This window comes from Mesorhizobium sp. M0830 (genome assembly GCF_040319965.1).
Classification (GTDB): domain Bacteria; phylum Pseudomonadota; class Alphaproteobacteria; order Rhizobiales; family Rhizobiaceae; genus Mesorhizobium.
Window position 1 is genome coordinate 21,776 of record NZ_JAMYOR010000065.1, and the last position, 13,845, is coordinate 35,620.

Below are 13,845 nucleotides of genomic sequence, written 5' to 3' on the forward strand. Positions count from 1 at the left end.
GGGGTGGGGGTCAGCACCGAGGTTGGCGATTCACCCCCGCCCCGTCTCACGATCTACGCTTCGCTACGATCGCGAGCCGACCCTCCCCACAAGGGGGAGGGTGTCACCTCAACAGCTTCTCCAACTCCCCAGCATCCGTAACCGCCGGCAGGCAAACCTGTCCCGTACAAAACCACGCACCCGCCTTGTCGGTCGGCGGCAGGATTCCGCCGGGCAATATGGGTCGATTCGCAGCCGTACCGATCGCCGCGACAATATCCACCCGGCGTGGATCCGGGTTTCGATTCGCAACCGGAACGAGCTTCGGGTCGTCCAGCGCATCGACGATGACCAGCTTGAGCGGCTCGATCGCCAGCGCGCAGGCGTTGACGATGCCGGCTTGGCCATAGGCTTGGTGCGCTGCGCGGCCGGCAGCGTGTTCGGCGACCTTCCAGGCTTTCTCCTGCAGGTCGAGATCGCCGGTGACGGATGCCAGCCGGACCAGTGCCTCGATGATTTGGCCCGTCGCTGACGGAATGGCCTCGTCGACATCGCCCCGGATGCGGATCGGCACGTCGGCACTATCCGAAGCGGTCAGGTAATAGCCTGTTCCTTCGGCATCTGCGTGCCAACGATCGAGCTGTCCGATGAACTGGCGGGCCTGGTCGATATAGCTCCAATCGCCTGACGCTTCGAACAGCGAGATCGCCGCATTGGTCATGGCGGCGTAGTCGCTCGACAGAGCAGGGAATAGTTTCCTGGCGCCGAGCATCGAATGCGGCAAGCGGCCGTCGCGGCTGGCGGCGCTGATATGGGCAAAGGCCTTTGCCGCCGCGTCGATCCAGTCAGGCCGGGCCAATGATCGACCGGCCTCGGCAAGCGCTGCAATCATCAGGCCGTTCCAGTCGGTCAGCGTCTTTGCGTCCAGGCCGGGCCTGACACGCTCTTCCCGCACAGTGAGAAGTTTCGTCTTGAGCGGCCTAAGGGCTTCCCGATCGACCACACTTTGCGCCTGTTGGGAGCGGGTTTGGTGGACAATTGGCTTGCCTTCCCATCCATGCGGGCTGGACAGGGTGAAGTGGTTGAAAAACAAGGCGGAATCGTCGCCGAGGGCGGCTTTTATTTCGTCCCTGCTCCAAGTGTAGAACAATCCTTCCTCGCCGTCGCTGTCGGCGTCGAGACTGGTGGCAAAGTCGCCCCCTTCGACGCGCATTTCGCGCAGCAGCCAGTCGACCGTCTCTTCGATTCGTAGCCGGAACAGTTCGTTGCCGCTCGCCGCATAGGCCCAGTTGCAGAACCGGATGGACTGGGCGTTGTCGTAGAGCATTTTTTCAAAATGCGGCACCAGCCATTCGGCATCGGTCGAGTAGCGGCTGAGCCCACCGCCAATATGGTCGTAGATGCCGCCGCTTAGCATCTGTTCGAGGCTGAGCAGGACGTCGTCGCGATGGCTGGCGTTGCCGTCGCGTAGCCAGGACAGCCAGAGCGTGAGCATGAACGGGGCATTGGGGAATTTCGGCGCGCCGCGAAGGCCGCCGAGATCGCGGTCGACCATGCTGTCGATGCCCTTGGCAAGCTCCGCCAGCGCATCGCGGTCGAGTGCCGTCCTTGCATGCGAACCGGCGAGCCGGGCTTCGACATGGGCCGTCAGGCCGTCGGCGCTCTGGTTAAGGCTTGCCCTCTTCTCGCGCCACGCCTTGTCCACCGCCTCCATCACCTGGATGAAACCAGAGCGGCCATAGCGCGGCTCGCGCGGGAAATAGGTGCCGCCCCAGAATGGCTTGCCGTCCGGGGTCAGGAACATGGTCAGCGGCCAGCCGCCTTGCTCGCCCATCGAGGAGAGTGCGGCCATATAGATCTGGTCGATGTCCGGGCGCTCTTCGCGGTCGACCTTGATATTGACGAACAGACGGTTCATGACGGCGGCGACGTCGTCGTTTTCGAAACTTTCATGCGCCATGACATGGCACCAATGGCAGGCGGCATAGCCGACCGAGAGCAGGATCGGCCTGTCCAGAGCCTTTGCCTCTTCAAGCGAAGCCGGCGACCAGGCGCGCCAGTGCACGGGATTGCCGCTGTGCTGCTGCAGGTAGGGGCTGGCTTCTTCGGCAAGCAGGTTTTGTGCGGGTAGCGTCACGATGGGCAAACTCGGTTGGGAGTAGTCATATGGACGTAGGGCGGTTCAGCAAAGCGGGCAAATGATTTCAGGCGAATCCATCGTTGCGTTATCAAGCGGTCGACTGCCGGCGGGCGTCGCCGTCATCCGCATTTCCGGCTCGCAGACTCGATTCGTGGTCGAAACGATTGCCGGCGCCGCGGTTAAGGACCGCTCGGCGGTTTTGCGCAGGCTGCGGGCGCGCGATGGAACCGTGCTCGACAACGGCCTGGTCGTTTTCTTTCCCGGACCGGCCAGTTTTACTGGCGAGGATGTCGCCGAATTCCACGTTCACGGCGGACGCGCCGTGGTGGCCAGGATGCTGGAGGTGATCACCGGTTTCGACGGCGTCAGGCATGCCGAGCCTGGCGAATTCACGCGCCGCGCCTTTCTTAACGGCAAGGTCGACCTGGTCGAGACCGAGGCGCTGGCCGATCTCATCAACGCCGAAACCGAGGCTCAGCGGCGCTTCGCGGTGCAAAATGCCCTGGGCGCCCAGAGTGAACTCTATCTTGGCTGGAGGCGTCGGTTGATCCAGGCTCGCGCCATGATCGAGGCCGAGATCGACTTTGCCGATGAGGACGATGTCCCCGGTTCCGTTTCGGATACGGTCTGGTCCGATGTCCGGACGATGATCGGTGAGATCGATCGCCACATCGCCGGATTTCGCGCTGCCGAAATCATCCGTGACGGCTTCGAGGTGGTAATCCTTGGTGCGCCCAACGCCGGTAAGTCGAGTCTGTTCAACGCCCTGGCGCGGCGGGATGCCGCTATAGTAACGGATGAACCCGGCACGACGCGCGATCTGCTCGAGGTGGTGCTCGACCTGCAGGGGGTTCGCGTCCGGTTGGTCGACACGGCGGGCTTGCGCGATGCGCCGGGCAAGGTCGAGGCGATCGGCATCGAGAAGGCCAGGGCCAAGGCACATGGCGCCGACCTGTTGCTGCTGCTGCAGGACGTCGCGGACCCCAGGCCCACCGGTTCGTTGCCGACTGGCGGCGCGAGCTTGCGGGTCGGCACCAAGCTCGATTTGCTGGCCAGCCACCCGGCAAGCGATGCGGCCGGGAACTATGATCTTGTCATCTCGGTGAAGGCCGGGACCGGCGTGGAGGCATTGCTGGCGGAAATCGGCCGTCGCGCCGCTGAGGCGACCGGCAGCGCCGGCGATATCCTTCCATCGCGTCTGCGCCATGTCGAGTTGCTTGGCGAGACCAACCGCCATCTGCTTCGCGCCACCGACAGCCTGGCTGTCGGACAGGAATTGCGCGCCGAGGAACTGCGGCTCGCCGCCGATCGCCTCGGCCGAATCGTCGGCGCCATCGACGTCGAGGACATGCTGGACGTGATTTTCTCGCAGTTCTGCATTGGGAAATGACTCACGTGAAACCGTGGGCCTCGAACAGGAGTTGGTTTCTGGCGCAGAGGCCTGACGGCGCTTGCGGACTGCACGCGTTGGCAATTGGCGGAAACGCTTAACGTCTCGTCATCCTCGGGTCTGCGCTTCCGCTTCGCTCCCGCTCCGCCCGTGGATGACGAAAGTTGGCAGGGCTCCAGCGAACGGCCTCACTGCAAATGACTCACGTGAAACACCGCTGCAACTCCCCGCCATCTTGTTTCACGTGAAACTCGCTGCGGAGTTTTCTTGACAGCACCGCCCCACGGGGACATGTGTCCCTCATCATTGAGTCTGGGAAGTTTGTTATGACCAATCACTATGATGTGGTTGTGGTGGGCGGCGGCCACGCGGGGTGCGAGGCGGCGGGCGCGGCTGCGCGCGCCGGGGCCAAGACCGCGCTGGTCACGCTGCGGTTCGACACGATCGGTGTCATGTCCTGCAATCCGGCAATCGGCGGACTCGGCAAGGGCCACCTGGTTCGCGAGATCGATGCCCTGGACGGCCTGATGGGCCGGGTGGCGGATGCTGCCGGGATCCAGTTCCGCTTGCTCAATCGCCGCAAGGGTCCTGCGGTGCGCGGACCCCGCACGCAGGCCGACAGAAAGCTCTATCGCCTTGCCATGCAGGAAGCGATTCGGCAGCAGAACGATCTCGACGTGGTCGAGGGCGAGGTCTTGGACTTCGAGATCGCCTGCGGGCAGATTGCGGCGGTTCTCCTGGCCGACGGCCGGCGTCTTGCCTGTGGCGCGGTCGTTCTGACGACTGGTACCTTCCTGCGTGGGCTCATCCATATCGGCGAGAAGAAGATCGTCGCCGGCCGGATGAACGAGCAGGCGAGTCTTGGCCTGTCGGCGACGATGAACCGTGCCGGTTTCAAGCTCGGACGTCTCAAGACCGGTACGCCGCCGCGGCTCGATGGCCGGACGATCGATTGGGCGTCGCTGGATAGCCAGGCCGCGGATGAGGATCCGGTGCCGTTCTCGCTGATGACCGACCGCATCGAGACGCCGCAGATCGACTGCGGCATCACGCGCACGACGACGGCCACACATGAGCTGATTCGCCTCAATCTCGGCCGCTCCGCCATGTATTCCGGTTCGATCGAAGGCGTTGGGCCGCGCTATTGCCCTTCGATCGAGGACAAGATCGTCAAGTTCGGCGACAGGGACGGGCACCAGATCTTCCTCGAGCCGGAAGGGCTCGACGACGATACCGTCTACCCCAATGGGATTTCGACTTCGCTGCCTGAAGATGTCCAGCTCGATATGTTGAAAACCATTCCGGGGTTGGAGCGCGCCACCATGCTGCAGCCCGGCTATGCCATCGAATATGATCATGTCGATCCACGCGAGCTGCACCAGACGCTGGAGACGAAGCGCATCGGTGGCCTCTACCTCGCCGGCCAGATCAACGGCACGACCGGCTATGAAGAGGCGGCCGGGCAAGGCTTGCTCGCCGGCCTCAACGCGGCGCGGCGCGCGTCAGGCAGCGAGCGGATCGTGCTCAGCCGCACCGAAGCCTATATCGGCGTGATGGTCGACGACCTTACCAGCCGCGGCATCAGCGAACCCTACCGGATGTTCACCTCGCGGGCCGAGTTCCGGCTGTCGCTGCGCGCCGACAACGCCGATGAGCGGCTGACACCCCTGGCTGCGAAGCTGGGCATCGCCTCGACGCAGCGGATGCAGCGCTACGAGGCTGTCATGCAGCGCCTTGATGAGGCGCGGGAGCTGGCGAAATCGCTCACCCTGACCCCCAATGAAGCGGCGCGGCACGGGCTGGAGATCAATCGGGACGGCGTACGCCGGTCGGGTTATGAATTGCTGTCCTATCCCGATGTCGATGTGGCTTGGCTGGCCGGTATCGATTCGCGGTTTGCGGAAATCGACGGCAAGACGGCGGAACGCCTCGAAACGGAAGCCAAATATTCGGTCTACCTGGATCGCCAGAAGACGGATGTGGCGCAAATCAGGCATGAGGAGGGCCGCCTGATCCCGGAGACGGTCGATTTCGCCGGCGTACCGGGCCTGTCCAACGAGTTGAAGCAGAAGATCCAGGCGCGGCGACCGCGCTCCATCGCCGACGCCCAGCGCATGGAAGGTATGACGCCAGCGGCGCTGGCGATCATTGTCGCTCATGTTCGCCACGCGGAGAGCGCCCAGCGCCTACAAAGGGATGTTGCGTGACTTCTTCTTCATGGAAGAGCCTGCAGGACGCGGCAGGCCCGGTTTCACGTGAAACATTCGATCGGCTGGTGGCATTCGAGCAGATGTTCCAGAAATGGAACCGCAGCATCAATCTGGTTGCACAATCGACGGCTGGCGATGTCTGGCAGCGTCACATCCTGGACAGCGCGCAGTTGGCGCGAATCGAGCCCCATGCGACGCGCTGGGTCGATCTCGGGTCTGGCGGCGGATTTCCCGGCCTTGTCATGGCTTTCCTGCTTGCCGAGCGTGACGGCGCCAGCATCGATCTGGTTGAAAGCAATCGCAAAAAGGCATCGTTCCTGCAGGCCGTCGTCGGGCAGTTCAGCCTGCCGGCGCGGGTCGTGGCGCGCCGCATCGATGACAGCCATGCGCTTGTTTCGGCACCGCAAATCGTCACGGCACGGGCACTCGCCTCGCTTTCGACCCTGCTGGACCTGTCGGCGCCATGGCTGATTTCAGGTGCGCGTGGCCTGTTTCACAAAGGCCGGGATTACCGCGCCGAAGTGGAAGAAAGCGTTCACCGATGGTCCTTCGATCTGGTAGAACATCCAAGTGTGACCGACGCCAGCGGCGTCATTCTCGAATTGTCGAACTTGCGACCTGTCTGATCTGCTCCAGGCGACCCGAAGCGACCCGAAAATGAATTTCTGGCATAGACCCATGATGAAGAATGGCCCCCGAATCATCACCGTAGCCAACCAGAAGGGCGGCGTCGGCAAGACCACCACCGCCATCAACCTGGCGACCGCGCTGGCCGCGATCGGCGAAAAGGTCCTGATCGTCGATCTCGATCCGCAAGGCAATGCCAGCACCGGCCTCGGCATCGACCGCAAGGATCGGACGGTCTCGTCCTATGATGTGCTGACAGGCGAGCTGGAGCTGGAAGCCGCGGCCATCCCGACAGCCGTGCCCGGCCTGTCGATCGTGCCGTCGACGCTCGACCTGCTTGGCATCGAAATGGAAATAGCCTCGGCGCCGGACCGGGTGCTCAAGCTGCGCAATGCGTTGCGCGCCGCGACCGAGCGCGGGGCACCCTTCGGTTATGTGCTGATCGATTGCCCGCCTTCGCTCAACCTTTTGACGTTGAATTCAATGGCGGCAGCCGATTCCGTTCTTGTGCCGCTGCAGTGCGAGTTCTTCGCGCTGGAAGGCCTCAGCCAATTGCTGGAGACGGTCGAGCAGGTGCGCCGCTCGATCAATCCGGACCTTATTATCCAAGGCATCGTGCTGACCATGTATGACGGCCGCAACAATCTCGCCAACCAGGTGGTACAGGATGTTCGCGCGCATATGGGCGACAAGGTCTACGAGACCATCATTCCGCGCAATGTGCGGGTGTCCGAGGCGCCGTCCTACGGCAAGCCGGCCATCCTCTACGACCTCAAATGCTCGGGCAGCCAGGCCTATCTGCAATTGGCATCGGAAGTGATCCGCCGCGAGCGTAAATTGCGCGCCGCTTGATAAGATCGGATGCAAGTCGGTTCGAGGCCGAAACGATCGCTTCTTGGAATATATGGGACTTTGGAACAAAGATGAGCGACGACCTTTCGAGAAAGAGACTGGGCCGTGGGCTGGCGGCGCTGATCGGCGAGATCGATCGTCCGGCAGCGCCGGAAAAGCCCGGCATGAGCGCCGACGGCAAGGTGCCGATCGAGTTCCTGACCCCCAACCCGAAAAATCCGCGCCGGCATTTCGGCGACGCCGAACTGACGGACCTTGCCCAGTCGATCCGAGAGCATGGTGTCGTCCAGCCGGTGGTGGCGCGGCCTTCGCCGACACAGGCCGGCCGCTACGAGATCATCGCCGGCGAGCGGCGCTGGCGTGCGGCACAGCGCGCCGGCCTGTCCGAGATCCCGGTCATCATCCGCGAGGTCAACGACCGCACGGCGCTGGAACTGGCAATCATCGAGAATGTCCAGCGCACCGACCTCAATGCGGTCGAGGAAGCGCTTGGTTATCAGCAGCTGATCGACGAGCACGGCTACACCCAGGCCGATCTCGGCCAGGTGATCGGCAAGAGCCGCAGCCATGTCGCCAACACGCTGCGGCTGCTCAAGCTGCCGGACGTGATCCGCGACATGCTGGTCGACGGCGAGCTGTCGGCAGGGCACGCCCGCACGCTGGTGACGGCGGAAGATCCGGCTGGCCTTGCCAAGCGCATCGTCGAAGAGGGCCTTTCGGTGCGCCAGGCCGAAGCGCTGGCGCAGATGCCGGCCGCCAGCAGCAGCGCGAAGGAGGCCAGGCCGGCGCCGAGCCCGGAGCAGAAAGACCCCGACACGCTGGCGTTGGAAAAGCTGTTGACGGATACGATCGGCATGATCGTGTCCGTGGAACACAAGGGCAAGGGTGGCGTGCTGCGCATCGCATATCGCTCGCTGGAGCAGCTCGATGAGCTGTGCCGCAGGCTGAAGCAGGATTAGTAGTTAGCCGACGAATTGTCAGCGGCACGAGCATGACTGGCGATTGCCGGTCTTCTCTCTTTGCAGCGTTGGTGATTGGCGAAATCGGCGAAGCCGCGAATCTCCCTCCTTGAGGGGGAGATGGCCGGTAGGCCAGAGGGGGTCGCCTCACATTAAGCGCCGACGCCCTTGCGGAAGCAAAGAAGAGGTCAGCGCCTCACGTCCGGCGACCCCCTCTGTCGCCTTCGGCGACATCTCCCCCTCGAGGGGGGAGATCAGGCGCGCTGTGCCAATCGGCTGCTTTCCACCACAATGCCAAGCAGCGCCTGTCGCGCCAGCGCGACCGATAGATCCGGCCTTCGCCGCGTCTGCAGGACCGCCGTCTGCAGCCGGGTTAGCGCGCGGCCGAGCGCGTCGGTGCTCCAGCGCTCCAGCGCCTTCTCCACCAGCTTGCGGCGCGAGAAGAAGACCGGCGGGCGGGCGGCGGCAACGACGGAAGCCGCATTGCGGCCGCCCGAATCCATCTGGCCCCGCATGGCCTGGATCTGCTGCAACTGCCGCATCGCCGAGGACAGCACCAGGAAGGGCTGTCCGCCGGACTGGCAATGCCGCGTGAAGGCGGTGTCGAAGTCGCCGATCTTGCCTTCGAGCAGCGCGTCGACCGCGTCATCGAAAGAGGCGCCGGAAACGTCACCCGACATCGCCTTGACCTCTTCAAGCCCGATCTCCTGCTGGCCATGGGCGTAGAGCACGAGCTTCTCGATCTCGCCACGCGAGGCCAGCCGGTCGCCGCCGAGATTGCGGCGCAGCGCCTGTCTCGCCTCCATGGTCATCGACATGCCGGCCTTGCGCAACTCGTCGTCGATGACGACGTCGATGTCGCGGGCTTCATCGGCATAGCAAGGCAAAGCCATGGCATTGTCGGCGGCCTCGACGATAGCGCGCAGCCCGACGCCCTTCTTCAGATCGCCGGCCTCGATGAGAATGATCGCATCGCGCGCCGGTTCCGCCGTCAGCGCCTTGACGTCGTCGGCCAGTGCCTTCTGGCCGCTGGCATTGCGCACCCAGAGCAGGCGCCGGTCGGAAAACATCGGCACGGTGCGGGCTTCGTCGAGCAGCCGACCCGCGTCACGGTCGACCTCCGAGCCCTCAAGCCGGACCACCGAGAAGGGATCGTCGAGCGGCAGGCCGGTCTTGCCGGCAAAAGCCTTCGCCCGCTCGGAGACGAGGCCGCGGTCGGGGCCATAAAGCAGGACAATGGAGATGCGCTGGTCCGGCCGCGCCAGCCACCCATCGACCTCGTAAGCTTTCTTCTGTGCCATGGCGGGTTGGTTAGCACAGGGCGGGGTCGGCGTGAACGGGGCTGCGGTGGCTGGGGCAAAGGATGGTGCGCGTAATCTCCCCCCTCGAGGGGGAGATGGCCGGCAGGCCAGAGGGGGTTCGGTTCGACCGGATGCGACCTCCTTGCGGCAGATGGAGGTTGGCGCTTCACATTGGGCGACCCCCTCTGTCGCCTTCGGCGACATCTCCCCTCGAGGGGGGAGATTAGCCGCTTCGCCGCTTTCACCTACTATCAACGCTGCAAGGTGAGTATCCACCCACCGACTTGCCTTATCTGACCGCAAACCCAGCGCAACCTTCCCCCTAATTGCGCGCCACACCCCAACATCGACAAGAAATTTCGCAGACATATCTACATCTTGGTGTTGGGGAGGCTGCATCGACCGGCGTGGCCGGGACTGAAGGCTTGCCCGACGAATTCGCACTGGCCGTGCAGATATGCAACTATCGGCGCCAGGCAACATTGGAGGACTTGGTCATGGCCGATGCTGGGATGTTGCGGTTTCACGTTCCGGAGCCGGAAGTGCGACCGGGCGGAACGCCTGACTTTTCCAATGTGCCGATCCCGAAGGCCGGCTCGGTGTCGCGCCCCGAAATCTCTGTCGATCCGCGCACCATCCGCGATCATGCCTTCTCGATCATCCGCGTGCTGAACCGCAATGGCGAAGCCGTTGGGCCCTGGGCCGGCCTGCTTTCCAGCGACGAGCTTTTGGCCGGCCTGCGCCACATGATGACGCTCAGGACCTTCGACGCGCGCATGCAGATGGCGCAGCGCCAGGGCAAGACCTCGTTTTATATGCAGAATCTGGGCGAAGAGGCGGTGTCCTGCGCCTTCCGCAAGGCGCTGGCGCCGGGCGACATGAATTTCCCGACCTATCGCCAGGCCGGCCTGCTCATCGCCGACGGCTATCCGATGGTCACGATGATGAACCAGATCTATTCCAACGAGGCGGATCCGCTGAAGGGCCGGCAATTGCCGATCATGTATTCGTCGAAAGAGCACGGCTTCTTCTCGATCTCCGGCAATCTGGCGACGCAGTATATCCAGGCGGTCGGCTGGGCGATGGCTTCGGCCATCAGCAATGATTCGAAGATCGCCGCGGCCTGGATCGGCGACGGCTCGACGGCGGAGTCCGACTTCCATTCGGCGCTGGTATTCGCCTCCACCTACAAGGCACCCGTCGTGCTCAACGTGGTCAACAACCAGTGGGCGATCTCGACTTTCCAGGGCATCGCGCGCGGTGGCTCGGGCACGTTCGCGGCGAGGGGCCTCGGCTTCGGCATCCCGTCGCTGCGCGTCGACGGCAACGACTATCTCGCTGTCCATGCGGTCGCCAAATGGGCGGCGGAGCGTGCGCGCAGCAATCTCGGGCCAACGCTGGTCGAATATGTCACCTACCGCGCCGGCGCGCATTCGAGCTCGGACGACCCCTCCGCCTACCGGCCGAAGACCGAATCCGACGCCTGGCCGCTCGGCGACCCGATCGTGCGGCTGAAGAACCACCTCATCGCGTTCGGTGTCTGGTCGGAGGAGCGGCACACCCAGGCCGAGGCGGAAATCCTCGACACAGTGATCGCGGCGCAGAAAGAAGCGGAAAGCCACGGCACGCTGCACGCCGGCGGCAAGCCGTCGACGCGCGACATGTTCGAGGGCCTCTACGCCGAGATGCCGCCGCATCTGCGGCGCCAGCGCCAGCAGGCGGGAGTCTGAGCCATGCCGAGACGCACCATGATCGAGGCGATCCGCGACGCCATGGACGTGTCGATGGCACGCGACAGCAAAGTCGTCGTGTACGGCGAGGATGTCGGCTTCTTCGGCGGCGTCTTCCGCTGCACGCAAGGCCTGCAGGCCAAATACGGGAAGAGCCGCTGCTTCGATGCGCCGATCAGCGAATCCGGCATCGTCGGCTCGGCCATCGGCATGGCCGCCTATGGCTTGAAACCGTGCGTGGAGATTCAGTTTGCCGACTACATGTATCCGGCATACGACCAGCTGACCCAGGAAGCGGCGCGGCTGCGCTACCGCTCCAATGGCGATTTCACCTGCCCGATCGTGGTGCGGATGCCGACCGGCGGCGGCATTTTTGGCGGCCAGACGCACAGCCAGAGCCCGGAAGCGCTGTTCACCCATGTGTCGGGGCTGAAGACCGTGGTGCCGTCCAACCCGCATGACGCCAAGGGGCTGCTGATCGCGGCGATCGAGGACCCGGACCCGGTGATCTTCCTGGAGCCCAAGCGACTCTACAACGGCCCCTTCGACGGCCATCACGACCGGCCGGTGACGCCATGGTCGAAGCATGCGCTCGGCGAGGTCGCCGACGGCCACTACACGGTGCCGCTCGGCAAGGCGGCGATCCGCAGGCCAGGGTCAGCCGTCACCGTGCTCGCCTATGGCACCATGGTTTATGTCGCGCAGGCCGCCGCCGAGGAAACCGGAATCGATGCCGAGATCATCGATCTCAGGACGTTGTTGCCGCTCGACCTCGACAGCATCGTGGCTTCGGTGAAAAAAACGGGACGCTGCGTCATCGTGCACGAGGCGACGCTGACCTCGGGCTTCGGCGCCGAGCTGTCGGCGCTGGTGCAGGAAAACTGTTTCTACCATCTGGAGGCGCCGGTGGCACGGGTCGCCGGCTGGGATACGCCCTATCCGCATGCGCAGGAGTGGGACTATTTCCCCGGCCCCGCCCGCGTTGGCCGCGCTCTCATCGAAACCATGGAGGCCTGAGATGGGCGAGCACATCATCAAGCTGCCCGATGTCGGCGAGGGTGTCGCCGAGGCCGAACTGGTCGAATGGCACGTCAAGGTCGGCGACATCGTGCGCGAGGACAGCGTGCTCGCCGCCGTCATGACCGACAAGGCGACGGTCGAAATTCCGTCGCCGGTCGATGGCGAAATCCTGTGGCTGGGCGCCGAGATCGGCGACACGGTGGCGATCGGCTCGCCTATCGTGCGGCTGAAGGTGGCGGGAGAGGGCAATGTTGCGGGTGGTGCGACGCCGGCAAAAGTCACGGCTGAGAGTACCCCCGCCCCTAGCCCCTCCCCACAAGGGGGAGGGGGACGCGTTTCAACCACGAAGGCCGACGCCAAGTCAGCCGCATCTATGAATGCGCCAAGAACCACGGACGCCAGGGAATCAGATACCGGTATACGGGCGGCAGAGACCGAGTCCCCCTCCCCCTTGTGGGGAGGGGCTAGGGGTGGGGGTACTGCGCCGACGTCCAGAGTTGTCGGGCCCGTCGCCGCTCCCCGTCCCGAAGGCGAAAAACCGCTGGCCTCGCCGGCTGTTCGCCTGCGGGCGAAAGAGGCCGGCGTCGATCTGCGGCAGGTTGCGGGAAGCGGCCCGGCCGGCCGCATCGGCCATGAGGATATCGATGCTTTCCTGGCACGCGGACCGCAGGTCGCCAGGATGTCCGGCCTCGCCCGCAACGACGCGGTCGAGGACATCAAGGTGGTCGGCTTGCGGCGCAAGATCGCCGAGAAGATGATGCTGTCGAAATCGCGCATCCCGCACATCACCTATGTCGAGGAGATCGACGTCACCGCGCTGGAGGAGCTGCGCGCCGCGCTCAACAAGGAGAAGCGCCCGGGCGTGGAGCGGCCGAAGCTGACGCTGCTGCCGTTCCTGATGCGGGCGATGGTCAAGGCGATATCGGACCAGCCCAATCTCAATTCGCTGTTCGACGACGAGGCCGGCATTATCCACCAGCATGGCGGCATTCATATCGGCATCGCCGCGCAGACGCCGTCGGGGCTGGTGGTGCCTGTGGTCAAGCATGCCGAGGCGCGCGACATCTGGGAGTGCGGCGCCGAGATCATCAGGCTGGCCGAGGCGGCCAAGTCGGGCACGGCAACCCGCGACGAGCTGTCCGGCTCGACCATCACCATCACCTCGCTTGGCGCCATGGGCGGCGTGGCGACGACGCCGGTCATCAATCATCCGGAAGTGGCGATCATCGGCGTCAACAAGATGATGGTGCGGCCGGTGTGGGACGGCACCCAGTTCATCCCGCGCAAGATGATGAACCTGTCGTCCAGCTTCGACCATCGCGTCATCGACGGCTGGGACGCGGCGGTGTTCATCCAGCGCATCAAGACGCTGCTGGAAACGCCGGCGCTGATTTTTGTGGATTGAGGGCGGTGATGTCGGCGGGACAGCGCCCCCCTCTGCCTTGCCAGGCATCTCCCCCTCAAGGGGGGAGATCGGCAGCTTCGCCATCCCCGCCTCTCTCTAAGTTTTTGAGATTGGCGAAAGCCGAGGTGACATCCAATCTCCCCCCTCGAGGGCAGGGCTATCGCATATGAGTAAAGAGCTGGAAGAGGAAGTCTCTGTTCCATCTGGCTCTTCGCATCTTGCTGGCGATGGG

Annotated in this window: 10 protein-coding genes; 8 read left to right on the forward strand and 2 right to left on the reverse strand. The window is 64.1% G+C overall.

The genetic code is table 11. From position 1 onward, the window contains the following. Window positions 1-103 precede the first annotated feature (103 nt). The gene (locus tag NKI20_RS28010; RefSeq protein WP_352836531.1) at window positions 104-2,116 is read right to left on the reverse strand and encodes a thioredoxin domain-containing protein; all 2,013 of its coding nucleotides are present in this window, start codon (window positions 2,114-2,116) and stop codon (window positions 104-106) included. 61 nt (window positions 2,117-2,177) lie between these two features. Here NKI20_RS28010 and mnmE point away from each other — a divergent pair, with 61 nt between their 5' ends. The 5 genes from mnmE (at window position 2,178) to NKI20_RS28035 (ending at window position 8,157) form a co-directional block, all read left to right on the forward strand. Continuing rightward, window positions 2,178-3,509, forward strand: coding sequence for a tRNA uridine-5-carboxymethylaminomethyl(34) synthesis GTPase MnmE (gene mnmE / locus NKI20_RS28015; RefSeq protein ID WP_352836534.1), 1,332 nt, complete (start codon window positions 2,178-2,180; stop codon window positions 3,507-3,509). Window positions 3,510-3,835: 326 nt separating this feature from the next. After that, window positions 3,836-5,716, forward strand: coding sequence for a tRNA uridine-5-carboxymethylaminomethyl(34) synthesis enzyme MnmG (mnmG, locus tag NKI20_RS28020; protein ID WP_352836537.1), 1,881 nt, complete (start codon window positions 3,836-3,838; stop codon window positions 5,714-5,716). After that, window positions 5,713-6,345, forward strand: coding sequence for a 16S rRNA (guanine(527)-N(7))-methyltransferase RsmG (gene rsmG, locus NKI20_RS28025; RefSeq protein WP_352836540.1), 633 nt, complete (start codon window positions 5,713-5,715; stop codon window positions 6,343-6,345). The genes mnmG and rsmG overlap by 4 nt, the downstream gene beginning before the upstream one ends. Before the next feature lie 52 nt (window positions 6,346-6,397). After that, window positions 6,398-7,198: a ParA family protein gene (locus tag NKI20_RS28030; RefSeq protein WP_292191431.1), complete on the forward strand. Its 801-nt coding sequence runs from the start codon at window positions 6,398-6,400 to the stop codon at window positions 7,196-7,198. Window positions 7,199-7,269: 71 nt separating this feature from the next. Beyond that, complete coding sequence (locus NKI20_RS28035; RefSeq protein ID WP_352836543.1) at window positions 7,270-8,157, forward strand: ParB/RepB/Spo0J family partition protein; 888 nt, start codon at window positions 7,270-7,272, stop codon at window positions 8,155-8,157. A gap of 254 nt (window positions 8,158-8,411) precedes the next feature. Here NKI20_RS28035 and holA read toward each other — a convergent pair whose 3' ends face one another. Beyond that, window positions 8,412-9,458, reverse strand: a complete 1,047-nt coding sequence (gene holA / locus NKI20_RS28040; RefSeq protein WP_352836546.1) for a DNA polymerase III subunit delta — start codon at window positions 9,456-9,458, stop codon at window positions 8,412-8,414. A 497-nt stretch (window positions 9,459-9,955) separates the two neighbouring features. Between holA and NKI20_RS28045 the strand changes: the two genes are divergently transcribed. From NKI20_RS28045 to NKI20_RS28055, 3 genes are read left to right on the forward strand one after another with little or no spacing between them, the layout of a single operon-like run. Further along, on the forward strand, window positions 9,956-11,188 hold the full coding sequence (locus NKI20_RS28045) for a 3-methyl-2-oxobutanoate dehydrogenase (2-methylpropanoyl-transferring) subunit alpha (protein WP_352836555.1): 1,233 nt from the start codon (window positions 9,956-9,958) through the stop codon (window positions 11,186-11,188). Window positions 11,189-11,191: 3 nt separating this feature from the next. Beyond that, on the forward strand, window positions 11,192-12,205 hold the full coding sequence (locus NKI20_RS28050; RefSeq protein WP_352608888.1) for an alpha-ketoacid dehydrogenase subunit beta: 1,014 nt from the start codon (window positions 11,192-11,194) through the stop codon (window positions 12,203-12,205). A gap of 1 nt (window position 12,206) precedes the next feature. After that, entirely contained in the window at window positions 12,207-13,613 is a 1,407-nt protein-coding gene (locus NKI20_RS28055) for a dihydrolipoamide acetyltransferase family protein (RefSeq protein WP_352836549.1), read from the forward strand. Window positions 13,614-13,845: the final 232 nt, after the last annotated feature.